Origin of the sequence: Pseudomonas antarctica, from assembly GCF_001647715.1 — a bacterium.
In the GTDB taxonomy this organism is placed as follows: domain Bacteria; phylum Pseudomonadota; class Gammaproteobacteria; order Pseudomonadales; family Pseudomonadaceae; genus Aquipseudomonas; species Aquipseudomonas antarctica_A.
The window spans coordinates 2,711,947-2,736,112 of the sequence record NZ_CP015600.1; the positions used below are offsets into that span (position 1 = coordinate 2,711,947).

Consider the following 24,166-nt stretch of genomic DNA (forward strand, 5'->3'; position numbering starts at 1 on the left):
CGAATGTGTAATCGTGGCTACGCGCTATTTTTTGTGGCTACGGGTCGTTTTTTTGTGCTGCCCGCTCCGGCGGTCGGCGTTATTTTTGATGTGGGGGCGTTTCCTTGGCAGTCAGTAATCTGGATATGCACGCGTTATTCGTGCTGGGTGATTTGCGCGCAAAGTTGGTCAAGCAGTTTCAATCCCGTTTCGTTTACATCACAGAGCAGACGCCGGAAGGTATCTACATCGCCGAGATCGATACCGAAACGGCGTTGGTCGTGGATGACAAACCACGCCTGGAACTCAAGGTGGGTGACCACTTTCGCGCGGCCGTGTTGCCGAGTCGTGAAGGTGGCAAGTTCGAACTGAAGTTCCGCGACATCAAGTTGACGGTGTATGGCCTGGGCGATTACGCCTTCGTTTCTTCGGCCGAAGGCCAGGGCATCGTATTCAAGGAAGGCCACAGCGTGATGCTGGTGTTTGCCGCCAATGAACAGCTGCAGGAAGGCCTGACCAAAACCCTCAAGGCGGTGACCGGTAAGGCGGCCAAGTGGCGCAAGGGCGAACTGGTGACCTTCAAGGCCAGCGAGTAGTCGCCAAACACTGTGTGTATTTTTGCTCTCCCGGAACCTCTACTACAGTTGAGTTGACTTAACTATTCAGAGGCTTCGCGCATCCGCAGCAAAGCCTTCCGCTATGGTTGTGAAAACGCGAGGTGCAAGGCATGAAAGGATTGAGATCGCTGTTGGCGGCGTCCCTGACGACCCTGGGGTTGTCGGTGGCCTCACTGCCGATATCGGCCGCCCAGGCACCGGTGCATTTCGCCGACCTGAACTGGGAAAGCGGCAGCCTCATCACCGAGGTGCTGCGGTTTATCGTCGAGAAGGGCTATGACCTGCCCACCGACACCTTGCCCGGTACCACGATCACCCTGGAAACCGCCTTGGCGAAAAACGACATCCAGGTGATCGGCGAAGAATGGGCCGGCCGTAGCCCGGTCTGGATCAAGGCAGAAGCCGAAGGCAAAGTGGTCGGTCTGGGCGATACGGTCAAGGGAGCCACCGAGGGTTGGTGGGTGCCGGAATATGTGGTCAAGGGCGACGCTGCCAAAGGCCTTAAGCCGTTGGCGCCGGACCTCAAAACTGTGCAGGACCTGGCGCGTTACAAGGACGTGTTCAAGGACCCCGAGTCGCCTGGCAAAGGGCGCTTTCTGAACAGCCCGATCGGCTGGACGTCGGAAGTGGTGAACGCGCAGAAGCTCAAGGCTTACGGCCTGAGCGACAGCTACGTGAACTTTCGCAGCGGCTCCGGTGCGGCACTGGATGCTGAAATTGCGTCGTCGATCCGTCGAGGCAAACCGGTATTGTTCTACTACTGGTCACCAACGCCCTTGATGGGGCGTTACAAATTGATCCAGTTGCAAGAGCCACCGTTTGACGCCGATGCCTGGAAGACGCTCACCGACGCGGATAATCCGAATCCGAGGCCGACTCGGTCGTTGGCGTCCAAGTTGAGCATTGGTGTGTCGACGCCGTTCCAAAAGGACCACCCGCAGATTGCTGAGTTTTTTACTAAGGTTCAGTTTCCTATCGAGCCGCTTAATAAATCGCTGGCATCGATGAGCGAGAAACACACGCCGCCACGGGATGTGGCTCAGGTGTTTCTGAAAGAGCACCCTGAGGTGTGGAAGGCTTGGTTGACGGAAGATGTGGCGCAGAAAGTGGAAGCGAGCCTGAAGTAACCGACGGTCCTTCTATTGAATGGATATCCAAATGTGGGGCTTGTGTGGGAGTCGGGCTTGCCCGCGATAGCATCGCCGCGGTGTAACGGATATACCGAGGTGACGGCATCGCAGGCAAGCCAGCTCCCACACTTGATTGCATTCCAGCGTTAGAACCTGGTTTGCACCGCGACCTCCAAGGTCCTTGGTGAACCCAGGTAGTACGCCGGCGACACATGCGCGAACTCGGCGTACACCTCATTCGTCAGATTACGCACCCGCCCGGTCACCGACGTGTGCGAGTCCACTTTGTAGCGCAGGAAAGTCCCGAACAGCGTGTAGGCCGGCACCGTCTGAGTGTTGGCATTATCCGCAAACACCTCTGCGACATACCGCGCATCCACACCGCCTTGCCAATCCTCAGAAAAGTCATAGGTCAGCCACACGTTGCCCACGCGCTTGGGCACGTTGGTGGGTGTGTTGCCTTTGCGCGAGACCACCGCGCCGCTGGCGATTTTCTCGTTGAAATCATCGTACTCGGCATCCACCCAGGCAAAGTTGCCTTCGGCCAGCAGCCTTGGCGTGATGCGCAATGAACTGGCCAACTCGATCCCCTTGGATGTCTGGGCACCCACCGGGATGCTGTTGTTCGGGTCCAACGGGTCGGTGACGGCAAAATCCTTGCGCTCGATCTTGTACGCCGCGAGGGTGGCCGAACCGCGACCGTCCAGGTAATCGAACTTGCTGCCTACTTCCCACTGCTTGCCAGTCGACACGTCGAATACTTGGGTGGTGGTCGATGGCTGCTCAGCCGCCGTGCTGTATTGCACATACACATTGGCCGATGGAATGAACTGGTAGGTCAGGCCCACGCGGCCGGTTACCGGCTCCCAACTGCGCCTGAAATGCCGTGGGTTGGTGGCGGTGATGGTGCGGTGATTGGTGACGTCCAGATCGATAGCGTCGTAACGCAAGCCCGTCAAGAGCGAGAGTTTATCGGTGAGGCCCAGGCGATTTTCTACGAACAGTGCCTTGGTTGTGACTTGGTTGGTCTTGTCTTTGACGAAGCCAGGCTTGGTGCCTGGGATAGCGTAGAAATGCCCAGGGTTGTAGTCGTTCGGGTCCACCGTGCTGTTACCCGGCACGTTCAGCGGGTTGTTGGTAGTGCTGTTGACTTTGTACTCAAAGCCGCCCGACCACGTTGTCGAAAGGCCGAAGAACGTGTCGTCATGGCGCAGCTCGAATTGGTTGCCGTTCTGCTCGCCCTGATGACGGACTTGATAAGCGGTCGAGCGGTTCACCGCGCTATTGTCGGCGTTGTATTGGTAGGTCTCCAGGTTGCGATAGTCGCGTTGGCTGTCGAGGTGATAAAGGGTGTTTTTCAGCGTGGTACTGTCGTTGATCCGGTAGTCGATGATCGAGCGCGCCCAGAGGGTGCGTTGTTCGTAACGGCCGTCGGCGACGTTGTAGTTGTTGAAGCGGTTGTGCTTGTCGATCTTCAACTCGCCGGCCTTGGGATTGAGCACCGGTGTGCCCCAATACGGGCTGTCTTCGTGTTCATCCTGGTATTCCAGGGCCAGGGTGTGGGACAGGTTGGGCGTGAGGTCGCTGAGCAGGGAAAACGCCACGCTCCAGGCATCACGCTGGTCGCGGTCGATGTAGCTGTGGTTGGTGTTGCGGCTGACGTCCAGGCGCGCGTAATGCTGCACCTCGGCGCCCGGTTCGGTCAGAGCGTGATTGAGGCCAAAGGCTATGCCGGCGGTGTCGTAGCTGCCATAAGTGAGCTGGCCTTCGGCGGCCTGTTCCTCACGGGTTGCGAGCTTCGTCACGTAGTTCAGCGAGCCGCCCACGGAGCCGGCGCCGTTGATCAAGGAGGAGGGGCCACCGACCAATTCCACGCGGTCGTAAATCCACGCATCGACCGGCCGTGCCAAGCCGGTGGCGACATTGATGCCGTTGAACATTTGGGTGATCTGGCTGCTGGTAAAGCCACGATAGGACACAAACCCGCCAAACCCGGGTGGCGCACTGGCGTTGACGCCTGGCAGAGTGTTGGCAGCATCGCGAAAGGTCTTGGCGCCATGGCGCTCGATGTCATTGCGAGTGGCGATGGCCACCGACGCCGGGGTTTCCCGCACGCTTAAGCCCAGCCGGGAAGCCGTGCCGCTGGATTGATCCAGGGCCAGCCCCGGCTCAGTGGATTGTTCGCCATCAATGGTGGTGGGGGCTAATTCCAGCGCCCAGGCACAGACAGGCAGGCAGCCGAACAGGCCCGCCAACAAGGGTAAATGTTTCATGGTTGAATCCTGAAAAACTTGGCTTGAAAACAACGCACAGCCGCCCGTATTCCCCAATGGGAACGGTGGCCGGTGCAGATCGGAAAGCGAAGGAATCAGGCGAAAGCGGGTGGCGCGCGAGGGTTGGCCGTGGGCCAGGTGAAGCGGGCAGGGATGTCGGCGGCGAGAACCACGGCCGGTGGTGGCGCGTGAGGTTGTGGCAACACCGCCACATTCAGGCTGGAGCTCAGTGCCGGGCCCATGCCGCCGGTCGAACAAAGCGGGCAGCCGAACGCCTTGGACAGCGTCGGCAGGTTCTCATCCGTGGAGTTAGTCTGCGCCGGCGCCTGGGTACGCGGGTCAACCGTACAGAACTGGCCACCGATGCCGTTGAGTTGCATCCCCAGCATCTGCCCATGACCAATACTGCACGCGAACACATTGAACAGGACGCAGCAGTAAAGCATCCAGGCAATGAGCGAGCGGTCGGCACGGGCGATTTTCATGGGGCGGCACTTTACCATCAGCCGCCGACGAAATGCCTACAAAAAATCTCAGGGCGACTATCCTAATTCGCACCTTTCAGGGAGAGCCAGTCATGAGCTTTGTCATCGCGCGGTGGATCGTCGGGGTTTTTACCTGCATCAGCATGGTGCACCTGTACTGGGCCGCCGGTGGCAAACTCGGCAGCGTTGCGGCCATTCCCCAGCTGCCCGGCGAATTCGCCCGCGGGCCAAGGCCGGCATTCAAGCCCTCGGCACTGGGCACGTTCCTCGTCGCGATGGGGTTGGTGGCAATTGCTTTGCTGGTTTGCCTGCGAGCTGGGCTGTATTTCTCGCCCGTGCCCCATGGAGCGCTGCAGTGGGGGATCAGCGCGATAGCCTTGGTCATGTTTGCCAGGGCGATTGGGGATTCGGAGTTGGTGGGGTTTTTCAAGAAGGTGGGTGGGTCCAGGTTTGCAAGGTTGGACACGTATTTTTATTCGCCGTTGTGTTTGGTGTTGGGGGTGGGGTTGTTGGTGGTGGCGTGGGGGTGAGTGGGGCGGTGCGATAATAATGTGGCGCTCATTTGACTCAGGTTGGTTGCTTTTTTTGGGGAGCTCGCAAGTTAAGTATTGATGAAGCAATGAACATCTTCAGGGATTATTATTTCGAATAATGTTTTGTGTGGCGCTGAAGTGACTTCGTATAATCGGTCGAGAATAAGAGTTGGGCGCTGCATGTGTTTCGCTGTCATAAAATCTACATAGAATTACTGCTGGATTTGCCCTGAGGTAATCGCGGATTTTTATGGCAGTGATGCAGTCTTCAAAGATTGTCATGCTGCTCCAGAGGCCACATATTTTCGCGCTGGTTTTTGAAATATCATAAAAACGTCTTGGGAGCCTTCCAGGGTCTGAGGGGCGATTTGACTCGGGTTACGCGATCGACTTTTGATATTGGAATAGACATTGCTGAGTTTTTTTGAAGAAAATCACTGCTTTAAGTTCGCCTGGTTAGCTATTCTACTTGGTCTTTATCTTCTCATAGTTTGATTAAAAATTTATATGTGGTGGATCGGTTTCATTTCTGTATCTTGAAGTAAATATGGGGGTTGTCGCTGATTTTCTAAGGCGTCATGAACTTTATTTCATTTGCCCTTTCGGTAGCAGGACTATATGAAAACACTGATTATAATCCTGAGCCAATGTTTATCTAAAATAATTATTCGTCTTTTGTTGAAAAGGCCACGTCAATCCTGTCGACATTTAATTTTATAAACGAATCGTTCAGATCCGGGTGGTCGTAGTGCACGCCCTCATCGCTCAGTAAAGTAAAAGTTTGAAAAGTGTCATTATGTAGCATCCCGTAAAGTATGTAAGAGAAACCATTCTCTATGCGCTCGGCAAAAATATTAATCGAATCGACTTTTTGAGCGTGATAATAATCAGCTAGGTTTAAGTTTAGCTCTACATCATAATTTTTCCCTACCTCAATTTCGTAAGGGCAGAAGCTAGCGAAGCAAGTGACTACGGTTTTATCAATGAGTAGTGTCACCTCTTCCTCTATCAGTTCATTGAGCGCTACGACCTGTGCTTTCTTAAACTTACTCGGTGTGAGGTGTGATGGTTTTGTCATAGGCGTTGCCATTTATTGTCCTCCAGAAATCTTTTCCGCTTTTAGTGTGGAGCGTTGTAATCTGTCTGTCCTGGTTGGTTCCCACAAAAGCAAACTTTGCTTGGCCTGATCTATTTAAGCCTAAGAGTAAAACATATCCTGTTCTTTGGCCGCCTTTGTAAGGATAGTTGACTGGGGTGCCGTTATCCATCACATGCCGTGCGGTGAGTAAGTACTCGTGGCTATTTTTGGAGTTGAATTCTGCTCCATGCTTCTCGTAATGGGCGATCAGTTTTTCTTCGGATCCAAACTCAGTGAGGCGTCGTGAGGTCGAAGGCGTGGAGGGCTCGTCTTTATGAGCCTTAGCTTTTTCTGATGGCTCCTCAACTTCAGCATCCGGATTGCATCCTTTTCCTCCTGGGCAGGTGCTCAATCCCAGCGGGTCTACCCATCCGGTTGGGTTGGGTACGTACTGGTAGGTGTTGATCCCTCCCGCCAACTTCACCGGGTCAGGCGTCAGGTAACGACCACTATCCGGATTGTAGTAGCGATGGCGGTTGTAGTGCAGCCCGCTTTCCGCATCGAAATATTGGCCCTGAAAGCGCAGCGGGTTGTCGACTTTATCTATGTCGAGTCGGGCAATCTCACCGTAGGCGCGGTAGTGCGCCGACCAGACGATTTCACCGTCAGGCGCGGTCAGCTCCTGCGGTGTGCCTAGATGATCGAGTTGGTAGTGGAAGGGCTGGGTGTCTTTTGGACCAAAGCCTTCCAGCATTGCCAGAGGCCTAAAACTGTCCGGTTCGTAGATGTAGCTGCGATGGCGATCCGCGTGATGCTCGGCAATCAGCTTGTCGCCTTGCCAAAAAAACTCTGTCGTTATGTCGTCGACGGTTTTGCTGATCCGTCGCCCAAACGGGTCATAACGATAGCTGGCGGTTTTCCCGTTCGGCTGGGTAATGCCGATCAGCCGATGCTGGCAGTCGTAGCGGTATTCAGTAACGAGTTGATGGCCCTTGCCACGTCGCTGACGGATCAGGTTGCCGAAGGCGTCATAGTCGTAATGATGATCGCCCTGGATCATCAACCGATTCCCCGCCACGATGTCCGGGCCGGGTCGATCCTGCATTAGCAGGTTGCCTGCCGGGTCGTGGCCGAAGCGTTCTTGCACGCCTTGCGAGTGATCGGCCCGGGTCAGGCGGGCGAGGGGATCGTAGTGGTAGTCGTGTTGGCCTTTACGGGTATCGAGCAGGCGGGTGAGGTTGCCGGTTTTGTCGTAGTCGTATTGGCGCTGGTAGAGGGTGTGTTGCTGTTGGCTGACAGCATGGGTGTGCAGGCGGTTTTGCTCGTCGTAGTGGTAGTTGCTGAGGAGCTGGCCTTGTTGGCGCTGGTGCTCGCGACCGGTTTTGAACAGGTGAGACGTGAGCGTTTCATCATTCAGTTCAACGGTGGAAAGGTGGCCGCCTTTGTCGTGGTTGAAGGTGAGGCGGTTGTTGTCCGGCAGACGCAGGTTTTGCAGCTGGCCGCAGGCGTCGTAACCGTAGCGCAAGGTGCCCCAGCCTTGGTGGTCGGCGGTGAGGCGGTTTTGGCTGTCGTATTCGTAGGCTAGCGCCCAGTGGCCGTCGTCGACGCTGAGAAGGTTGCCTTGGCGGTCGTAGGCGTAGTCAACAAGGTTGCCGTCGGGCAGGGTTTTTCGTACAAGGCGGCCAGCGTGGTCTCGCTCGTAGCCGGTGACGAGCTGACTACCGTCATCACCATATTCGGTCTTTTCCGCCAGGTTGCCGTTGAGGTCGTAAACGTAGGCGGTGCGCTGGCCGTCAAAACCGATTTCCTGCTGGATCAGGCCATTGGGGTGGTAATCGAGCTGGTAGGTTTCGCCGACTTCGTTTTCGATGGCGGTCAGCAGCAACCGCACGTTGTCGTAGCGGTAGTTGACCTGGCTGCCGTCGGCATTGATGCGGCGGCTGATCAGGTGCAGACCGTCGGCGTACTCGTAGCGGGTGACGTGGCCCCGTTCATCGCGTTCGGCGGTGATTTTTCCGTAGGGGTTGTAGCTGTATTCCCGCGTCGCGCCGCCTGGCAACACAACACGAGTCAACCGACCCACGCTGTCCCATTGATACTGAGTCAGCGCGCCCTGTTCATCCTCGTGCGCAACCTTGCGCCCAAGATCGTCATAGCGATAGCGCTTGATACCGCCATTCGGCAGCTGCTCCTCAAGCAACTGACCACGTTCATTCCAGACCAGCCGGTGACAACTGTTATCCGGATACCAAATCCCGGTCAGTTGCCCGTATTTGTTGTAGCTGTAGTCCGTAATGTGGCCGTCGGGATCGGTCTTACGAATGACGTCGCCCTGGTCGTTGCGCTCATACTTCCAGACCGCCTCACCACGCCGTACAACCCGTACGAGCCCGTTATCGTGCTCGTAGGAAGTCGGCTCATCCTCCCCAGGAAACAACGCCACCAAACGTCCGGCGTCGTCGTACTGATACGCCGTCACCGCGCCCAACGGGTCCTGCTCGACCGTCAGCCGGCCTTTGTCGTCATAGGACTTGAAGTGCTCGGCACCGTCGGGATCAATGCGCTGCACCAGCCGCGCCCGCTGATCGTGGACGTAAACTTCCCGACTGCCATCAGCGTTCTGAACCGTGACCCGGCCGTTGTCATCCCACGCATACCGCGTGTCCATCTGCGAAAAGCTGGCCCAGTGCCGGACACAGCGTGCCGCCTTGCCAGCCCGTTCCCATGCCCAAAAGAAACTCGCCCCACCGGCCAACTGCCGCTCAAGAATGACGTGCTGATCGTCGTACCGATAAATCTCGCTTTCACCGACAGCATTGGTCGCCGACACCAGTCGGCCAATATCGTCATAGGCGTAGGAAACGACGTTCTGTTCAGTCACCCATTCAAAGGGTTCATGCCCTTTGGCGCGATGAACCTGGTAGTCCACGGCCACGATTCGGCCGAACTCATAGCGCAAAAACAGCGAGCGACCTGCACCGTTATCCAGTCGTTCGATTCGCCCCAAACGATCACGGCTGATGCGCAGCCGGTTTTCATACGTATCGCTGATGGCCGTCAGCACACCGTCGCGGAAATGGTAGAAACGCGACGCCTGAGCCAGCACTAACTCATCGGGCAAAGCGCCCAAGTAGATCGCCGCTTCGGCCAGGCTGTTGGTAATCGCCGGCCGAGCCACCGTAGGCAAGGGTAGGGCAGTCGACCGGTTCTCATGATCCGTCCACACCACCGAATCACCCGTAACCACCAACCGCTGGGCCAGCGCATGACTCCAGCCAAACCCCAAGCCGCAATCCACGTCCACCGCACTGGTGCGATACAGCCGCGTCCACTCAAACGGCAAAACCCCATCCAAGGTGCCGTCGGTGAGGGTCAGCAATTCTTCCCCGGTCACCATCGACACCGGGCATCCATTAGTAGCCGTCTTATCCGCAGCCGCCGCCGCATCCCCGTTCGGGTTTTTAGCCGACGCAGGCACATCATTAACCGACTCTTTCTGCTTGAGAACCGCGTTCTGCCGCGCCCGCCAGCGCATCTGCATCGTGCCTTGCTTGAGCCCGCCGACCACGCCGCGAACCGCCACCGCCTTGTAGCGATCCACCGCCTGCATAAACCTGGTCAGAATCGTGAGCAGGCTCCTGACAAAACCAACGGCGGCTTCAAGAATCTGTGCGCCATACTTGACCAACCGTACACTCAGATACGCCACTCCCGCCGCCGGCAGCGCGATCATCAACACCGCGCCAATCACCAGGTCAATCAACAAGGACACCACAAACCCGGCCGCCACCTCGGCTATCTCGCCCGGCGGCAGCGCGTCCAGCCACAGCATGGCCGTGCGCACTATCAGGTACAGCGCCGCCTCATCACTGGCCAGCAACATCGCCTGTTCCATGACCTTGGGCGCATCGGTGGCCAACTGCGCCAACTTGGCGGCCTCGGTGCCGAGCTGCTCGACGTATTTCAACGGGTCTTCAAGAATCGCCTGCACCAGCTTGATGCTGTCCCACACGTCCCGGATCGCCGCCCAACTGCCCGCCAGCACGCCGCTGCCAATCGCGCTGGCGGTCGATTGCTGCCAATAGGGTTTGAAGTCTTTCCATTGCTCGCGCAGCCATTGCTCCAGGTCCGCCGTCAGCCCGGCGTAGGACGCAAACAACGCGTCCACCTGGTGCGCAGAAACGCCGCCCTGCACCCGCACCTCATATCGCCCGCCTGCCACGCAGGTGTGTGAGCCTTTGCCGTGTTCATCCAGCATGATCACGGTGGAACTGCCGTCATCCAGTCGAATAACCTCAACCGGGATGTCGCCGATCGGCACGTCGTACACCGACTCGAACGTGCTTTCGATCTTCAGCACACCGCCCGCCGGGCAGCGGGCGACGGTGGAAAAACGCGTATCGGAAATACTGACTGATTGTTGCGAATCCCCCGCCCTCAGTACCCGATCCATCCCCAGCAACGACGGCATATCCGTTGCGTGGCTGAGCGAATCCAATGCCCGCGCATACCAGGCCCCCATCTGCTGGCGATACTCCGCCAGGCTCTGATGAAAGCCATTCAGTTCATGTTCGATAAAGGCAATGTGGGCAGCGTTGGTCATCCGTGACGTCTCGGCAAGATGGCAAGGCGTCGGAGTCTGCTGCAGGAAAAAGCGGCTGGACGAGTGGTTGGAAAAATCAGAAATAGATGACTTTAAGCGGGTAAAAACCGCAAAAAACTAACCCGAAGGCCTACACAAAAAAGCGATTCAGCTCATTGCGCCAGCCTTGACGACAACCTCGACACCACGGCGGCCTATGCCTACTTGGATAACCGCGCGAGTGCGACCTAGCAGGAGCGATAAGTCGTCGATAAGGCAATTTAATGGCCCCTTTGTAACAAAATTCTCGCCAGAATCGCTTTTATTTTCAGGTGGTTAGGTGGGGATGCAAATGCGCACTGTTGGAATGATGCTGATCGCCTGCTCCCTGGCCGGCGGCGCGGCTGCCGTGCAGGCACGGGAGCTGCGCGAAGGTGACAAGTACATGTGCAGCTGGGGCGCAGGCACCGCCGCCAGGGCTCAGGAACTCAAACTGTCGGGCGTGTCGCTGTATGCCGCGCGGCAGAAGATCCAGACCATCAAGTTCAGCAAATCGTGGATGCGCATGATGGCGATGGGCATCACCGAGCAGACTTATGACAGCCCTTCACGTCTCAAACCTGAGGTGATTCGTCAGAGTTTTTATCAGGATTGCCTGCGTTACAAAGTGGCGCGCAAATGATCCACCGGCGATTTGCACTGGCCAGTGCAAAATTTGCGTAAACCTGTCCAACTTTGCCCTGGCGTGCCTCGCCATACTGGCGCCAGGTAAACCAAGAGGCACAGGCCATGACTGATTACGTATTCACCCCCGCGCCAACCCCATCCCTGGCCATACAAGGCAGCGACGCGCGTTTCCCGCTGCGTCGCGTCTTCTGCGTAGGCCGCAACTACAGCGAGCACGCCCGCGAAATGGGGCATGACCCGGATCGCGAGCCGCCGTTTTTCTTCATGAAGCCGGCGGATACGGTAGTGCCGGCCAAAGGGGTGATTGCTTACCCGCCGTTGACCGCTGACCTGCACCACGAAGTGGAACTGGTGGTGGCCATCGGCAAAGACGGGGTGGATATCAGCCCGGAACAGGCTTTTTCGCATATATGGGGTTATGGCGTCGGCATTGACCTGACTCGCCGAGACCTGCAGGCCCAGGCGAAAAAGCTCTCCCGTCCGTGGGAATGGGCCAAGGCTTTCGATGAGTCGGCGCCCAGTACCGCGTTGCAGCCTGTGAGTGCGGTAGGGCACCCGTCGAGCGGCAAAATCTGGCTCAAGGTCAATGGTGAGCAACGCCAGCTCGGCGACCTGGCCGATCAGATTTGGTCGGTCAGTGAAGTAATCAGCCACGCCTCCAAATCGGTAGCACTCAAGGCCGGTGACCTGATCTTTACCGGCACCCCGGCGGGCGTCGGCGCGTTGCAGCCGGGGGATGTGGTCACCGCCGGCATCGACGGCGTTGGCGAGTTGAGTTTCACCCTCGGCCAAGGTTGAGGCTAAAGTGGTGCCCAGGCCACCCGAGAGACTGTTATGCCAGGCACCCGCGTCACCACCTATGGCATGGAGCAACGCAGCGACCGCCCCGACTTCTATATCCGCGATAGACGCGGGCGGGCGGCGCTGACCAGCCCGCATCGGCATGAATACTTCCAGATCCAGATCAACCTGGGCGGCGACACCGTGCAACATATCGGCGGCGCGGTGCGACCGTTTCCGCACAAAGCCCTGGCGTTTATCCTGCCCCATCGCCTGCATGTGATTCCCCACCCGCAAGACGGCGAGTTCATGCTGATCAACTTCAGCCAGGCGTTTTTCCTGCCGCAATTGACCTGCGATCCGTTGGATTTGGAGGACATCCCCATCGGCCAGGCGCCGGAGTTGTCGCCGTTTCGCTTTCAGGAGCAACTGGATTTCATTCTCGACGACGCGGCCTTCGACGAAGTGAAAACCTGGCTCGCGCATATGCGCACCCTGGACGCCCATCGCACGTTCGGCGCCCGTGAGCGACTAAAAGGCTATCTATTCCAACTGGTCGGCCTCGTCTGCGAACAGTACGCCGAACCCTTGCAGGCATTTGCCGCCAATAACGCCACGCGGCGCGGTCGCAAAGACGCCCTGGCAAGGCTGCAGGGCTATATTCGCGAGCATCTGCACGAACCGACGCTCAACCTGACCGACGCGGCGGCCGCTGCGTTCCTGTCGCCCAACTACCTCACTCATCTGCTACGCAAAGAAACCGGCAAACCCTTTTCCCAATGGGTGCTTGACCGTCGCATGCAGTTGGCGCGCACCTTATTGCTCAACAGCGCGCAAATGATCGGTGTGATCGCCCAGCGCTGCGGGTTTATGGATCAAGCGTATTTCTCCCGGTGTTTTCGTAAGGCCCACGGCTTGACCCCAGGGCAGTTTCGCCGTCGGCAGCAGACAGAATCCTTGTAGTCGCGCGCTTTCTCTTACAAATCCACCACAATGTATATGTTTCTATTTGCATACAATCGCATGTTGTAGGGGAGGAGGCGTTCATGGAAAACCTCGTACGATTGGCGACGCTTGCGGATATCGACAGCTTGTTTGCCATCCGCACCGCGGTGCTGCAAAACCACTTGAGTCGTGCACAGCTGGCCGACCTTGGCATTACGCCGCAGGTGTTGGCAGACAGCATCCGCGAAGCGCCGTGTGTATGGGTCGCGCACGTGAATGGCCAACCCGCCGCGTTTTCCATGGTCGACGTGGCCGAAGGCGAGGTGTTTGCGATGTTCGTGCACCCTGCCTACGAGGGCCGTGGCTTGGGCCGCCGACTGATGGCGGTGGCTGAAGCCGCGTTGTTCGAACGCCACGACAGGTTGTTTCTGGTCACGGATGGACGTGATGAGATAAGGGCCAATGGGTTTTACCAACGACTGGGTTGGTCGAAGGTGGGACAGGTCGATGGCGACGATGTCCGTTATGAAAAGAGCAGGGCGCCTTAAAGCAATGAACCTACCAGAACCCTCTCCGGCCAACAGCTTTCGCTATTTTTCGATCGGGGTTCTGTGCGTGGCGGTGCTGCTCGGCGTCTGTTTTATACGGTTTAACGCCCAGGTAGACCGTGATCGGCAAGAGGCAGCAGAGCGCCTGGCCCTCTGCCAACGTATAGAAAACGTTGCTCGCGCGGCATCGCCCGCAGGCTTTGAGTCGCCCGAAGCCTGCAAACAATTAAGACAGCGGTATTCCGACAGTGTCGCGCCGTTGTAGGCAATAACCCCATTTTAATAGCGGAAATACAGCCGAGAAGTCGTTAGGGTTATAACGCTTAATTGCACCAAAAAGTGGCACTTTTAGTCTTCGACACCCTGAAAATTGTGTGGTTATTGAATGACTTACGACGCTTTTAATCCGACGAAAGGATTAAAATAATCTTGTGACAGGTTTATCCAGTCGGTAGTATTGCCGGGCGTTCACCTCCCACGGTTTATGCATTTTTAAATCCCAAGTTTCCATCAGCTACTTGGGATTTTTTTTGCCCGGAGTTTGACTTCGACGTCAAGTTTCAATATCGGCAAACTCCGCTCGCATCCGTCCATTACGTTTGGCCTGGTACAGCAACTTGTCGACGGATTCGACAAACCCCAGCATCGCGCTGTTCGGTGTAACGACATGGGTGCCGACTCCCAGGCTCAGCGTCAGTAACTGGGAAACCGCTGAAAATTCGTGCTCGATCTGCTGCTGGCAGATGAGATGCAGGCAGCGTCGGGCCACCTGCCTGGCTGATGCCGCGTCGGTCTCCGGCAGCAACCACACAAACTCCTCGCCGCCGATACGTGCGATGAAATCCCGTGGCCGGTTGGCCGCCAGCGACAAGGTACGAGCCACCTGGCGCAGGCATTCATCGCCCTTGAGATGGCCGTAGTGGTCGTTGTACTGCTTGAAAAAATCAATATCGAGAATGATCAACGACAACGGCAGCTGGCTTCGCTGCGCGCTGGCCCATTCCCGTTCGAGTACGGTGTCGAACATCCGGCGGTTGGCGATGCCGGTGAGGCCGTCCTGAAAAGAATACTCCTCCAGTTGTTTTTGCAGGCGGATCAGGTGTTCTTCGGTCTTCTTGCGCTCGCTGATATCGAACATAAAGCCAATCAATGCCTGGACTTCATCGTCCTTGCGCACCACATGCACCACGTCGCGAATCCACACATAGTCGCCGTTCACTGTCAGCGCGCGGTAATCGGCTTCATGGTCCACGCCGGCGCGTGATTGCGACACGCAGAAATTCACCACGTATTCGCGGTCGTCCGGGTGCATCCGTTCTACCCAGTCATCCACGCTGACCCAACTTTGCGGGGTCCAGCCCAACAACGTTTCGATCTGCGGTCCGATATAGCTGAAGGTCATGGTCTGCCAGTCAATGCGCCAGGGGATGGCCTTGGTCGACTCCAGCAGCGTCCTGTACACGTCACTATCAGGCTGGCTCGGTGGATTGATGCTCATGGCGGGCTGCTCGAGTGATGGCGAAAAGCCAAGAGCGTCTTTTGAACCACGCCGCGAGTCAAGCCTTCGCCAAAGTGACGGACGAGAGGTCGTGTGCTGGGTTTCTGGCGTCAGCGCACCAGCATTTACAGGGCAAAATGCGGCACAGGTATCACTTTTGAATTAATTGTTCAGTAGCAGGCAAAACCTTATCTATGCTGGGTGCATCACACCAACAGGGTAGAACCCAGGGACGGGGGCTCAGCATGATTTCGATCATCGAACTCAACCGCATCATGGCCGTGGGCTTCCTCCCGCTTTCCTGTGATTGCAGCCTCAACAGCGACGGCTCGCTGCGCATCAGCGTGTTCGAGCCGGCGTCCGGTCGTGTCGACTTGCTGCTGACCCGGGTGTCGCCCCAAGGCCTGGACAGCATCCGTTCCATCTCAAACCTGATTGGCGAATTGCGCACCGAGATCAAGGCCGGGCGCCGTGGCTTTGCTGCGGTGGGCTAGCTGTTGACGGTGCTGGTGGGCGTGGACACTGCGCCGTAGTAGCGCCAGCAGCAATGCCGGTGTTCCGGCAGGATCACGCAGCCGCTGAGGCTGACGATCAACAGGGCGGCAACCAGCATATAGAGTCGACGGGACATGATATTTCCTCATTGTGTGTTCTGCGTTACCTCTTGAACGCCGCCACCTGCGCAAATCCGTCGCGATGCCTGCACACATTTCATCAAGCCCCCTCATCCCCTGAGCAATACTCCTTTCAATCTCGGCCTTGAAAAAAAGCTGCGCGACGTGCGACGGATTTTTCGGCGCACGCCGTTGAACTCATCAGCAGCGAGCATTTTCGTTCGCCATATGGAGGAGTTGCCATGAGAACACTGGCCAAATTGCGCTATGCCCTGTTGATCCCGATGGCCTTTGCCGCGCTTGTCAGTACCCCGACCTTTGCCCAGACCGAAGTGATCATCCGCCAGGCGCCTCCGGCAGAACGGGTTGAAGTGATCCCTGCCGAACGCCCGGGCTACGCGTGGGACCGTGGCCACTGGAAATGGGAACGCGGTGCCTATGCATGGGTGCCGGGCCATTGGCAGCCGGTGATGCGCAATGCCCGCTGGGAGCCTGGGCACTGGGAATCCCGTGGCCCGAACTGGTATTGGCGCGAAGGCCATTGGGTCCGCTGAAATTTGATACTTAGCCTGCGGACCGAGAGTTACCCGATTGAAAGACACTGATCCGGACGTTGAGCTACTGGCGCGTATCAGCAACAACGAGCCTGCCGCCGTCAACGAAATGGTAACGCGCAAGTTGCCGCGTTTGCTCGCGCTCGCCAGTCGGATCCTGGGGGATGCCGACGAAGCCAAGGACGTCGCCCAGGAAAGTTTTCTGCGGATCTGGCGCCAGGCGGCCAACTGGCGCGCCGGCGAAGCGCGTTTTGACACCTGGCTGCACCGGGTGGCGCTCAACCTGTGCCATGACCGTCTGCGCCGGCGCAAGGAACGCCCGTTGAACGAGGAGGAGGCGCTGACACTGGCGGACAGCGCGCCGTCCCCGGATGAACAGTTGGAAACAGCCGACCGCAGTGCCCGAATGGCCGCTGCATTGGCCAGGTTACCCGAGCGCCAGCGCGAAGCCATTGTGCTGCAGTACTATCAGGAGCTGTCGAACATCGACGCCGCGGCTCTGATGAATATCAGCGTCGAGGCACTGGAGAGCCTGCTGTCGAGGGCCCGCCGCCAGTTGCGCAGCCAACTTGCCGACACACCCGGGCTTGCCCGCCCAGGAAGGGGAAAATCATGACACCTGAACGATTTGCGCACTTGGCTGATGCCTATGGAGCCAGCTTGCACCGCTGGCCCATCGCTGAACAGGCCGCGGCCCAGGCCTTGCTCGACAGCGGTAACGCCAGCGCGCGCGAGGCGTTGTGCGATGCGGGCTGGCTGGATGGGCAGTTGGACAACCATCAACTGGCCTGCGCAGATCCGGCACTGGCACGGCAGATTCGCCAATCCGCCCCGCGACGCGCCTCTTTCTGGTCGCGCTATGCCAACTGGTTATCGCCCGCCGGCCTGGTCGGTGTGGGGATTGCAGGTATCGCCGCCGGGGTGCTGGTGGCGTCGTTGAGTGTGCCATTGCCCATGTTGTCATCCGAAGTGCTGCCCAGTGTCTTCGATCAGGGCGATGCCGACGTCGTCTTCACTGTCAACGCCGAGGAAACCGAGCAATGACCGTAAAATCCCTTAAACCCTGGCTGGTCGTCTCGGTGTTGCTCAACGTGTTCCTGATCGGCGGTGTAGGTGGCGGCCTGTATCACTGGATGGCCACTGCCAAGCCCGCCGAAGCGGTGGTCAACCAGCACGGCCTGCGCCAGGCGATGATCAAGTTGCCGGCAGAGCGCCGCAAAGAGTTGCGCCAACTGCTGCGGCATAACCGTGCTGACAGCCAACCGCTGATCATGGCCGGTCGCGAAGCGCGCCTGGGTGTGATCAAACAACTCGAAGCGCCGACGCTGGACCACGATGTACTGGTGGCCGAACTGGCCAAGGCCCGCGAAGCGGATGTCGCGCTCAGGGCGCTGGTGGATGCCACACTGGCGCAGTTCGCAAGCAACTTGCCCCAGGATGAACGGCAGAAACTGGTCGAGGCGCTGTACCAGCGCGGGCAGGGCAAAACCAAGGAGAAACTCCCCCAGGTCGCGGGGAATAAACCGCGTTCTTGATCTGTATGCAGGTGACGACCTGGCTCCTGAGTCAGGCCCGGTCAGCTGTGGGGGCTGGCTTGCCTGCGATGCAGGCGACTCGGTCTTTGCGATCTAAGCGCACTGTCCACCTGCAACCTCGCCATACCCACTTGATGCAACACCGAAATCCCCAACATTCGTGACGTCCGGTGCAGACCCGTGCGCACGACAATCAGCGGATTAAAGCGGTTGGATGGCCGAGGCAAGACGTACAGCCGCTGCCGCGTTCGTCAAATCCTTTGTCGAACGGCAGAAAACGGAAGGCGGGGTGAGGCGGGGAGTCAGAGGCGACGCAGGAAGGATTTGACGATGTGCCGGGTGGCGTCGGTGGTGTCCAGCTCGTCCATGGCACTATAAGCGTGCCACCGGCAATCAATGATCTCGTTGCGTGGGTGCGCCTCGGCAATGTTCACCACCGAGGCTTCGAACACATGATGCACCGTGTCGCGGGCTTTCAATTCCTGCAAGTACAGCAGGCCGTCCACGTTCAACCCGGTTTCTTCTTGCAGCTCGCGTGCGGCTGCCCCGACCGGGCGCTCGTCACGCTCGACCTTGCCGCCCGGCAATGCCCATTTTGACCTGGCCTTGCGCACGAAGAGGATGCGCTCCTCATGTTTGCAAATGACGGTTGCACGTATTTTCAAGGTCTACACCTCCCTAGTTGAATGACTGTCATGAAAGTGTAATGCAATTGTCATGCTAATCGGCGGTGGCGCGCACGGGTGGTGATGTGGATACTTCCCCCTTGATAAAACGGACGAGGACAACTGATGAATACCGTACGTTGGGGCATGATTGGCTGTGGCAGTGTCACTGAGTTAAAGAGTGGACCCGCCTTCTACAAAGTGCCAGGTTCTGCGCTGGTGGCCGTGATGGGGCGCCGCGAAGCCGCTGTGCGCGATTATGCGGCACGCCACGGCATTGCCCGTTTCTATACCGACGCCCAGGCACTGATTGACGACCCTGAAGTCGACGCGGTGTACATCGCCACCCCACCCGACAGCCACCTTGAATACAGCCTGATGGTGGCTGCGGCGGGCAAGCATTGCTGCGTCGAGAAGCCCATGGCCATCAACGCCGAGCAAAGCGCGCTGATGCAGCGCACCTTCGAGCGCGCCGGGCTGTACTTGTTTGTGTCCTACTACCGCCGTTCGCTGCCACGCTTTCAGCAAGTGCGCGACTGGCTGCGGGACGGGCGCATCGGTGAGTTGCGCCATGTGACCTGGTCGCTGTGCAAGCCGCCAGCGCCCGCCGACGCCAGCCCTGCCAATTGGCGTACCGACCCGGCCATCGCCGGCGGCGGCTACTTTGCCGACCTCGCCAGCCATGGGTTTGACCTGTTCCAGTACCTGGCGGGCGATATCGTCGAAGTCACCGGTTTTACTGCACGACAAGCGGGGCAGTATGCGGCTGAGGATGCGGTGACGGCCTGCTGGACCTTCAGTTCGGGCGCGCTGGGCATGGGCTGCTGGAACTTTGTCGCGGATCGCCGCGAAGACCGGGTGGAGCTGATCGGCAGCGCTGGCCGCATCACGTTTGCGGTGTTCGAGGACGAGCCGTTGCGTCTTGAAGGTGAGGTTGACGAAGTGTTGGAAGTGCCTTGCCATGAACATATCCAATGGCATCACGTGCAGTCCATGAACGCGCACATTCGTGGGGAAGCCGAGCATCCTTCACTGGCGATCGAGGCGCTGAAGACGGATCGAATTCTGGATAAAGTATTGCTACGCAATCCGCGCCGTCCTGATTGATTTTCCTATGGCGGGCGTTGCTTTTGCGACTGTCGGTTGGCACTGGCCAGGACCGACACTAGTCGCTTACTTTTTCAAGGAATGGATCGATGAACTACAAGGCAGCCTTAATGGCGCTGGGGCTGGTGCTGGCCAGTATGGCGACGCAAGCGGCACCACGGGAGCAACGGCCGGCGGGGGATTTTGATTTTTATGTGCTGTCATTATCATGGTCACCAACGTTCTGCCGGACGCACCCGGGTAACGAGCAATGTTCAGGCAAAGGCTATGGGTTTGTACTGCATGGGCTGTGGCCGCAGTACGCCAAAGGTGGTTGGCCGGCTTCGTGTGATGCGCAATCGCGGTTGTCGGCCGAGGAGTTGGCCAAAGGGGCGTTGATCTTCCCGACACAGGCCCTGCTCAAGCATGAGTGGGCCAAGCACGGCACCTGCAGCGGGCTGGAGGCTTCGCGCTATCTGGACGCGACCGATACGGCCCTGGCAGCGGTGCAGATTCCGCAGCAATTGCAGCCGTTCAACGTGCCGAATTACCTGGATGCGCAGGCGATTGAAAGCCTGTTCCGCCAGAGCAACCCGGCCATGGGCGACCATGGCATGGCCGTCATCTGCAAGGGTAAGGTGTTGTCCGAAGTGCGGGTGTGCCTGAGCAAGGAACTGCGCTTCGCCGGCTGCCCAAAGAGTGTGAAGACCCAGTGCAAGGGTGGGGACATTCGGATTCCGGTTCAGCGTTGATCACGTACCGGGGTGCAATGCGATGGCGGCAGGCGCCGTTGCGCTCGACGCCCCGGCCCGATCCGCCAGGTAACGTGCCGGCGGCTGACCCACCGTTTTGCGGAACATCGTGATAAAGCCGCTGGCGTTCTCATAACCCAGGTCCAGCGCGACCCGCTGCACACTTTCACCCTTGGCCAGGCGTTGCAGTGACAGGATCACATGCAACTGCCGGCGCCAGCGCCCGAAACTCAAGCCTAACTCCTCTAACAGCAGGCGCGTCATGCTGCGCTCGCTCATGCCAATGCGCACGGCCCACTGGCCGAGCGTGGCTTTATCTGCCGGGGCGGCCAGCAGGCTGTCGGCCAGGCGCCGCAGCCGCAGGTCCCGGGGCATGGGCAGGTGCAGGGCTTCAACCGGGGCCTGCGCCAGTTCGTCCAGCAGCGTGCTGATCAGGCGCCCCTGCGCACTGTCTTCTTCATACAAGTGCGGGAAGCTGACCGCCTTGCTGATCAGCTCATGCAACAAGCCGGACACCGCCAGGGTGCAGCACTGCGCGGGCAGGGCGCCGGCGGCATCCGGATCGATCAACAGGCAATACACTTCCGCCTCCCCGGAGCCCCGTGCGGCATGCGACAGACCACCGGGAATCCAAAGCGCGCACTGCGGCGGCACGATCCAGATTCCGGCCTCGATCTGGCAATGAATGACCCCGCGCAGCGTGTAGATCAACTGGCCCTTGCGATGAGCGTGCGCGGCGTGTTCCCAGCTCTCGGACGTGCTGGTGGCGCCCACCGCCACGACCGCGCGCGGGATCACGTCGGCGTCTCTGGCCCTGGCAGGGTCGTGCTGATCAAGGCGATGGCGTTGCATGGCGGGTTCGCTGCTTGGCTGAATTGCGAAATATATTGGCTATTTTATGCAATGCCGTCCAGGGGGATGAGCTCTATAGTGAGATCTACTCTCATTTAGGAACTCTGCCATGCGACTCGACAGTTCGACGTTCCCTGTGGTGAAAATCGTGTTTGACGCCCCCAACGAAGGCGGCCCGGATGACACATTCGTGATTTTTGAACGCCTGCTGGCACGCGAGCAATCATTCGTACTGCTGCACGAAAAAGCCGTCGACGAAAGCAACCATGAACACTCCCACGAAGAGCGCAAACACGCCTCGATCTGGATGAAGAAAAACAAACAGGCCTTGCGCACGTACGTCAAAGGCATGATCCAGGTCGAGCCGAGCGCGGCCAAGCGCCTGGCACTCAAGCCGTTTGCCGTTACGTTCGGCAAAGCCTGGGGCTACCCATTGCTGGTGGTCGAGTCCAGGGACCGCGCCTGGGCGCTGGCGCGGGATGTGCTGGATGAACAGGTGTCGGATGTGGCGCATTTCTAAACGCCGCCGCACAAACCCTGTGGGAGCTGGCTTGCCTGCGATGGCGGTAGGTCAGCCACCTCGATGGTGGCTGACACGGCCCCATCGCAGGCAAGCCAGCTCCCACAGGGCCAAGTGGCGCGCATCAGTCCACGCAAATCGCCCGGCCCAGTCGGCCTTTCTCGACCGTTGCCGAGCAGCCGAAGTGACTGTTATCCATCTGGCAGGCGCCGGTACACGCCTCGCCCCTGTCTCTGTATGGCGTGATGCTATCGGATGTGGCGCATTTCTAAGCTGCACCGCACAAACCCTGTGGGAGCTGGCTTGCCTGCGATGGCGGTGGGTCAGCCACCTCGATGGCGGCTGACACGGCCCCATCGCAGGCAAGCCAGCTCCCACAGGGGTTAAGTGGCGCGCATTAGTCCACGCAAATCGCCCGGCCCAGTCGGCCTTTCTCGACCGTTGCCGAGCAGCCGAAGTGACTGTTATCCACCTGGCAGGCGCCGGTACACGCCTCGCCCCTGTCTTGGTATGGCGTGATGCTATCGGATGTGGCGCATTTCTAAGCTGCACCGCACAAACCTTGTGGGAGCTGGCTTGCCTGCGATGGCGGTGGGTCAGCACCTCGATGGTGGCTGACACGGCCCCATCGCAGGCAAGCCAGCTCCCACAGGGGGTTAAGTGGTGCGCATTAGTCCACGCAAATCGCCCGGCCCAGTTGGCCTTTCTCGACCGTTGCCGAGCAGCCGAAGTGACTGTTATCCACCTGGCAGGCGCCCGTGACAGGCCCGTTGCCGGCGTGCGTGGTCACGTTGGTCTGGCACTCACCGTCGCACTGGCTTGAATCGGTGCACGCCTTGCCCGCGTCTTTGTAGGGCGTGATGCACGTCCAGCGCTGCAACTTGCCGACTTGCTTCATCGCGCCACCGCCCGCCAGGCAGGTGGAGGCGGTGGCGTCCTGTGCGGGTGGCCGGGTGTGAGCGGTTGTCGTGCAAGCCGATACCAGCAGCAGGGCGGTCAGGCCAATTATCAACTTCATGCAAAAGTCCTCGAGGAGTCAGCGCAGCGGTGCAGTGTACGGGCTATTAAGCTACTTTGATTGACGAGCAAACCCTACCCGGAACTGACGCATGCAAACGTTATGGAAACGCTATTTGAGCTGGCTGGAAAACGACTTGAGCACGCAGATCTTCGACAACGTGAAGAACCTGTTGGTGTGCGCGCTGCTGTTTGCGGCGGGGACCAATACGTTGCTCGGACAACGTGAGTTATTTATTGGGATGTTCGCCTCCAGTGTGGCCGGCTGGGGCCTGATTATCCTGTCGGCCGTGTTGATGTTATTGAACATCAGCGATGGCATTCGCCGGCTCGCCAAGCTGCGTTATCACCTGGCGTTGCAGCTGTTGCTGATCCTGGTTTACCTGGTGATTGCCGAGCGGGTGGTAGAGATAGTGTGGGGCTTTCGGGCGCATTGAAGTATCCTCCGCGCCCCGCTATCACTGATTCAAAGAAACATGACCGGACAAGACATGCAGGCACTGCTCGAGTCGATCCTCGACGAAGTTCGTCCACTGATCGGCCAGGGCAAAGTCGCCGACTACATCCCCGCGCTGGCCGATGTGCCCGCCAATCAACTCGGCATTGCCGTGTATGGCAACGACGGCTCCGCCTACTGCGCCGGTGATGCCGACACCCTGTTCTCGGTGCAGAGTATCTCCAAGGTGTTCAGCCTGGTGCAGGCCATCGACCACGGCGGCGAAACCATCTGGGAACGCTTGGGCCACGAGCCTTCGGGGCAACCGTTCAATTCCATGGTGCAGCTGGAATTCGAACGCGGCCGCCCGCGCAATCCGTTTATCAACGCCGGTGCCTTGGTGATCTGCGATATCAACCAGTCGCGCTTTGCCGTGCCGATCCTCTCGATGCGCGACTTTGTGCGGCGCCTGTCGGGTAACCCGCAGATTCTGGTCAACAGCGTCGTCGCCGAATCCGAAGCCCAACACGGCGCGCGCAACGCGGCCATGGCGTACCTGATGAAGTCCTTCGGCAACTTCCACAACGACGTGGACGCGGTGCTGCACAGCTATTTCAACTATTGCGCATTGCAGATGAGCTGCCTGGATTTGGCCAAGGCGTTCAGCTTCCTCGCCAACGAAGGCACGAGCGCCCACAGCGGCGAGCAAATCCTGACCGCGCGTCAGACCAAGCAAGTCAACTCGATCATGGCCACCAGCGGGCTGTATGACGAGGCGGGCAATTTTGCTTATCGCGTCGGTCTGCCGGGCAAGAGTGGGGTCGGCGGCGGGATTGTCGCGGTCGTGCCGGGGCAGTTTACGGTGTGCGTGTGGTCGCCGGAGCTGAATGCGGCGGGCAACTCGCTGGCGGGGATGAAGGCGTTGGAGTTGTTGAGTGAACGGATTGGGTGGTCGGTGTTTTGAGGGCCTGGGGGTTTACGGCGGTGGCCGTAAATCCCC

At 58.7% G+C, this 24,166-nt stretch carries 26 protein-coding genes; 17 read left to right on the forward strand and 9 right to left on the reverse strand.

Going from position 1 to position 24,166, the window contains the following annotated elements; genetic code table 11:
* Positions 1–125 precede the first annotated feature (125 nt).
* Positions 126–575 carry a hypothetical protein gene (locus A7J50_RS12410; protein ID WP_064452050.1) on the forward strand — a complete coding sequence of 150 codons (450 nt, stop codon included), beginning with the start codon at positions 126–128 and terminating at the stop codon, positions 573–575.
* A gap of 131 nt (positions 576–706) precedes the next feature.
* Entirely contained in the window at positions 707–1,723 is a 1,017-nt protein-coding gene (locus A7J50_RS12415; protein WP_064452051.1) for an ABC transporter substrate-binding protein, read from the forward strand.
* Between the two features lie 149 nt (positions 1,724–1,872).
* On the opposite strand, the gene A7J50_RS12420 is transcribed toward A7J50_RS12415, so the two are convergent.
* Together A7J50_RS12420 and A7J50_RS12425 are read right to left on the reverse strand one after the other, a co-directional pair.
* Positions 1,873–3,999, reverse strand: coding sequence for a TonB-dependent receptor (locus tag A7J50_RS12420; RefSeq protein ID WP_064452052.1), 2,127 nt, complete (start codon positions 3,997–3,999; stop codon positions 1,873–1,875).
* Between the two features lie 95 nt (positions 4,000–4,094).
* The gene (locus A7J50_RS12425; protein WP_064452053.1) at positions 4,095–4,484 is read right to left on the reverse strand and encodes a DUF2946 domain-containing protein; all 390 of its coding nucleotides are present in this window, start codon (positions 4,482–4,484) and stop codon (positions 4,095–4,097) included.
* Positions 4,485–4,576: 92 nt separating this feature from the next.
* On the opposite strand from A7J50_RS12425, the gene A7J50_RS12430 reads away from it, so the two are divergent.
* Positions 4,577–5,014: a DUF3995 domain-containing protein gene (locus A7J50_RS12430; RefSeq protein ID WP_064452054.1), complete on the forward strand. Its 438-nt coding sequence runs from the start codon at positions 4,577–4,579 to the stop codon at positions 5,012–5,014.
* A gap of 667 nt (positions 5,015–5,681) precedes the next feature.
* On the opposite strand, the gene A7J50_RS12435 is transcribed toward A7J50_RS12430, so the two are convergent.
* Together A7J50_RS12435 and A7J50_RS12440 are read right to left on the reverse strand one after the other, a co-directional pair.
* Positions 5,682–6,107, reverse strand: a complete 426-nt coding sequence (locus tag A7J50_RS12435) for a hypothetical protein (protein WP_064452055.1) — start codon at positions 6,105–6,107, stop codon at positions 5,682–5,684.
* Positions 6,064–10,698, reverse strand: a complete 4,635-nt coding sequence (locus tag A7J50_RS12440) for an RHS repeat-associated core domain-containing protein (RefSeq protein WP_064452056.1) — start codon at positions 10,696–10,698, stop codon at positions 6,064–6,066. Before A7J50_RS12440 ends, A7J50_RS12435 begins: the two co-directional genes overlap by 44 nt.
* A 331-nt stretch (positions 10,699–11,029) precedes the next feature.
* Between A7J50_RS12440 and A7J50_RS12445 the strand changes: the two genes are divergently transcribed.
* The 4 genes from A7J50_RS12445 to A7J50_RS12460 all read left to right on the forward strand — a co-directional run bounded on the left by A7J50_RS12445 (position 11,030) and on the right by A7J50_RS12460 (position 13,637).
* The gene (locus A7J50_RS12445; RefSeq protein ID WP_064454919.1) at positions 11,030–11,359 is read left to right on the forward strand and encodes a hypothetical protein; all 330 of its coding nucleotides are present in this window, start codon (positions 11,030–11,032) and stop codon (positions 11,357–11,359) included.
* Positions 11,360–11,466: 107 nt separating this feature from the next.
* The gene (locus tag A7J50_RS12450) at positions 11,467–12,162 is read left to right on the forward strand and encodes a fumarylacetoacetate hydrolase family protein (RefSeq protein WP_064452057.1); all 696 of its coding nucleotides are present in this window, start codon (positions 11,467–11,469) and stop codon (positions 12,160–12,162) included.
* Between the two features lie 36 nt (positions 12,163–12,198).
* Complete coding sequence (locus tag A7J50_RS12455) at positions 12,199–13,107, forward strand: helix-turn-helix transcriptional regulator (protein ID WP_064452058.1); 909 nt, start codon at positions 12,199–12,201, stop codon at positions 13,105–13,107.
* Between the two features lie 83 nt (positions 13,108–13,190).
* Positions 13,191–13,637, forward strand: a complete 447-nt coding sequence (locus tag A7J50_RS12460) for a GNAT family N-acetyltransferase (RefSeq protein ID WP_064452059.1) — start codon at positions 13,191–13,193, stop codon at positions 13,635–13,637.
* A gap of 553 nt (positions 13,638–14,190) precedes the next feature.
* Here A7J50_RS12460 and A7J50_RS12465 read toward each other — a convergent pair.
* Positions 14,191–15,135: a sensor domain-containing diguanylate cyclase gene (locus tag A7J50_RS12465; RefSeq protein WP_064452060.1), complete on the reverse strand. Its 945-nt coding sequence runs from the start codon at positions 15,133–15,135 to the stop codon at positions 14,191–14,193.
* Between the two features lie 245 nt (positions 15,136–15,380).
* Here A7J50_RS12465 and A7J50_RS12470 point away from each other — a divergent pair, with 245 nt between their 5' ends.
* On the forward strand, positions 15,381–15,629 hold the full coding sequence (locus A7J50_RS12470; RefSeq protein ID WP_064452061.1) for a DUF1652 domain-containing protein: 249 nt from the start codon (positions 15,381–15,383) through the stop codon (positions 15,627–15,629).
* Here the strand turns inward: A7J50_RS12470 and A7J50_RS31605 are convergent.
* Complete coding sequence (locus A7J50_RS31605) at positions 15,626–15,766, reverse strand: hypothetical protein (RefSeq protein WP_167353692.1); 141 nt, start codon at positions 15,764–15,766, stop codon at positions 15,626–15,628. The two genes, A7J50_RS12470 and A7J50_RS31605, sit on opposite strands and share 4 nt — an antisense overlap.
* A gap of 225 nt (positions 15,767–15,991) precedes the next feature.
* Here A7J50_RS31605 and A7J50_RS12475 point away from each other — a divergent pair, with 225 nt between their 5' ends.
* Genes A7J50_RS12475 through A7J50_RS12490 form a run of 4 tightly spaced genes read left to right on the forward strand, consistent with a single transcriptional unit; the run spans position 15,992 to position 17,838 of the window.
* On the forward strand, positions 15,992–16,303 hold the full coding sequence (locus A7J50_RS12475) for a YXWGXW repeat-containing protein (protein ID WP_064452062.1): 312 nt from the start codon (positions 15,992–15,994) through the stop codon (positions 16,301–16,303).
* A gap of 37 nt (positions 16,304–16,340) precedes the next feature.
* Positions 16,341–16,919 (forward strand): RNA polymerase sigma factor, encoded by a 579-nt coding sequence (locus A7J50_RS12480; RefSeq protein WP_064452063.1) that lies wholly within the window; start codon positions 16,341–16,343, stop codon positions 16,917–16,919.
* A complete protein-coding gene (locus tag A7J50_RS12485) occupies positions 16,916–17,347 on the forward strand; it encodes a hypothetical protein (protein ID WP_064452064.1) in 432 nt (143 codons plus the stop codon). The genes A7J50_RS12480 and A7J50_RS12485 overlap by 4 nt, the downstream gene beginning before the upstream one ends.
* Positions 17,344–17,838: a periplasmic heavy metal sensor gene (locus A7J50_RS12490; RefSeq protein ID WP_064452065.1), complete on the forward strand. Its 495-nt coding sequence runs from the start codon at positions 17,344–17,346 to the stop codon at positions 17,836–17,838. Before A7J50_RS12485 ends, A7J50_RS12490 begins: the two co-directional genes overlap by 4 nt.
* 302 nt (positions 17,839–18,140) lie before the next feature.
* Here A7J50_RS12490 and A7J50_RS12495 read toward each other — a convergent pair whose 3' ends face one another.
* Positions 18,141–18,503 carry an NUDIX hydrolase gene (locus tag A7J50_RS12495; RefSeq protein WP_064452066.1) on the reverse strand — a complete coding sequence of 121 codons (363 nt, stop codon included), beginning with the start codon at positions 18,501–18,503 and terminating at the stop codon, positions 18,141–18,143.
* A gap of 126 nt (positions 18,504–18,629) precedes the next feature.
* Here A7J50_RS12495 and A7J50_RS12500 point away from each other — a divergent pair, with 126 nt between their 5' ends.
* Positions 18,630–19,610 (forward strand): Gfo/Idh/MocA family protein, encoded by a 981-nt coding sequence (locus A7J50_RS12500; protein ID WP_064452067.1) that lies wholly within the window; start codon positions 18,630–18,632, stop codon positions 19,608–19,610.
* 89 nt (positions 19,611–19,699) lie between these two features.
* The gene (locus tag A7J50_RS12505; protein ID WP_064452068.1) at positions 19,700–20,341 is read left to right on the forward strand and encodes a ribonuclease T2 family protein; all 642 of its coding nucleotides are present in this window, start codon (positions 19,700–19,702) and stop codon (positions 20,339–20,341) included.
* On the opposite strand, the gene A7J50_RS12510 is transcribed toward A7J50_RS12505, so the two are convergent.
* Positions 20,342–21,193: an AraC family transcriptional regulator gene (locus tag A7J50_RS12510; RefSeq protein WP_064452069.1), complete on the reverse strand. Its 852-nt coding sequence runs from the start codon at positions 21,191–21,193 to the stop codon at positions 20,342–20,344.
* Positions 21,194–21,302: 109 nt separating this feature from the next.
* Between A7J50_RS12510 and A7J50_RS12515 the strand changes: the two genes are divergently transcribed.
* A complete protein-coding gene (locus A7J50_RS12515) occupies positions 21,303–21,713 on the forward strand; it encodes a hypothetical protein (protein WP_064452070.1) in 411 nt (136 codons plus the stop codon).
* 670 nt (positions 21,714–22,383) lie between these two features.
* Here A7J50_RS12515 and A7J50_RS12520 read toward each other — a convergent pair.
* The gene (locus A7J50_RS12520) at positions 22,384–22,731 is read right to left on the reverse strand and encodes a hypothetical protein (RefSeq protein ID WP_064452071.1); all 348 of its coding nucleotides are present in this window, start codon (positions 22,729–22,731) and stop codon (positions 22,384–22,386) included.
* 91 nt (positions 22,732–22,822) lie between these two features.
* On the opposite strand from A7J50_RS12520, the gene A7J50_RS12525 reads away from it, so the two are divergent.
* On the forward strand, positions 22,823–23,167 hold the full coding sequence (locus tag A7J50_RS12525; RefSeq protein ID WP_064452072.1) for a hypothetical protein: 345 nt from the start codon (positions 22,823–22,825) through the stop codon (positions 23,165–23,167).
* A gap of 54 nt (positions 23,168–23,221) precedes the next feature.
* The gene (gene glsB / locus A7J50_RS12530; RefSeq protein ID WP_064452073.1) at positions 23,222–24,130 is read left to right on the forward strand and encodes a glutaminase B; all 909 of its coding nucleotides are present in this window, start codon (positions 23,222–23,224) and stop codon (positions 24,128–24,130) included.
* The last annotated feature ends 36 nt before the right edge of the window (positions 24,131–24,166 follow it).

Coding starts and splice junctions, on each gene's coding strand:
- A7J50_RS12460 (WP_064452059.1), top strand. CDS start 13,191: ATGGAAAACCTCGTACGATTGGCGACGCTTGCGGATATCGACAGCTTG.
- glsB (WP_064452073.1), top strand. CDS start 23,222: ATGCAGGCACTGCTCGAGTCGATCCTCGACGAAGTTCGTCCACTGATC.
- A7J50_RS12420 (WP_064452052.1), bottom strand. CDS start 3,999: ATGAAACATTTACCCTTGTTGGCGGGCCTGTTCGGCTGCCTGCCTGTC.
- A7J50_RS12490 (WP_064452065.1), top strand. CDS start 17,344: ATGACCGTAAAATCCCTTAAACCCTGGCTGGTCGTCTCGGTGTTGCTC.
- A7J50_RS12525 (WP_064452072.1), top strand. CDS start 22,823: ATGCAAACGTTATGGAAACGCTATTTGAGCTGGCTGGAAAACGACTTG.
- A7J50_RS12430 (WP_064452054.1), top strand. CDS start 4,577: ATGAGCTTTGTCATCGCGCGGTGGATCGTCGGGGTTTTTACCTGCATC.
- A7J50_RS12425 (WP_064452053.1), bottom strand. CDS start 4,484: ATGAAAATCGCCCGTGCCGACCGCTCGCTCATTGCCTGGATGCTTTAC.
- A7J50_RS12440 (WP_064452056.1), bottom strand. CDS start 10,698: ATGACCAACGCTGCCCACATTGCCTTTATCGAACATGAACTGAATGGC.
- A7J50_RS12485 (WP_064452064.1), top strand. CDS start 16,916: ATGACACCTGAACGATTTGCGCACTTGGCTGATGCCTATGGAGCCAGC.
- A7J50_RS12435 (WP_064452055.1), bottom strand. CDS start 6,107: ATGGCAACGCCTATGACAAAACCATCACACCTCACACCGAGTAAGTTT.
- A7J50_RS12520 (WP_064452071.1), bottom strand. CDS start 22,731: ATGAAGTTGATAATTGGCCTGACCGCCCTGCTGCTGGTATCGGCTTGC.
- A7J50_RS12475 (WP_064452062.1), top strand. CDS start 15,992: ATGAGAACACTGGCCAAATTGCGCTATGCCCTGTTGATCCCGATGGCC.
- A7J50_RS12510 (WP_064452069.1), bottom strand. CDS start 21,193: ATGCAACGCCATCGCCTTGATCAGCACGACCCTGCCAGGGCCAGAGAC.
- A7J50_RS12455 (WP_064452058.1), top strand. CDS start 12,199: ATGCCAGGCACCCGCGTCACCACCTATGGCATGGAGCAACGCAGCGAC.
- A7J50_RS12505 (WP_064452068.1), top strand. CDS start 19,700: ATGAACTACAAGGCAGCCTTAATGGCGCTGGGGCTGGTGCTGGCCAGT.
- A7J50_RS12410 (WP_064452050.1), top strand. CDS start 126: ATGCACGCGTTATTCGTGCTGGGTGATTTGCGCGCAAAGTTGGTCAAG.
- A7J50_RS12445 (WP_064454919.1), top strand. CDS start 11,030: ATGCGCACTGTTGGAATGATGCTGATCGCCTGCTCCCTGGCCGGCGGC.
- A7J50_RS12500 (WP_064452067.1), top strand. CDS start 18,630: ATGAATACCGTACGTTGGGGCATGATTGGCTGTGGCAGTGTCACTGAG.
- A7J50_RS12465 (WP_064452060.1), bottom strand. CDS start 15,135: ATGAGCATCAATCCACCGAGCCAGCCTGATAGTGACGTGTACAGGACG.
- A7J50_RS31605 (WP_167353692.1), bottom strand. CDS start 15,766: ATGTCCCGTCGACTCTATATGCTGGTTGCCGCCCTGTTGATCGTCAGC.
- A7J50_RS12470 (WP_064452061.1), top strand. CDS start 15,381: ATGATTTCGATCATCGAACTCAACCGCATCATGGCCGTGGGCTTCCTC.
- A7J50_RS12415 (WP_064452051.1), top strand. CDS start 707: ATGAAAGGATTGAGATCGCTGTTGGCGGCGTCCCTGACGACCCTGGGG.
- A7J50_RS12515 (WP_064452070.1), top strand. CDS start 21,303: ATGCGACTCGACAGTTCGACGTTCCCTGTGGTGAAAATCGTGTTTGAC.
- A7J50_RS12450 (WP_064452057.1), top strand. CDS start 11,467: ATGACTGATTACGTATTCACCCCCGCGCCAACCCCATCCCTGGCCATA.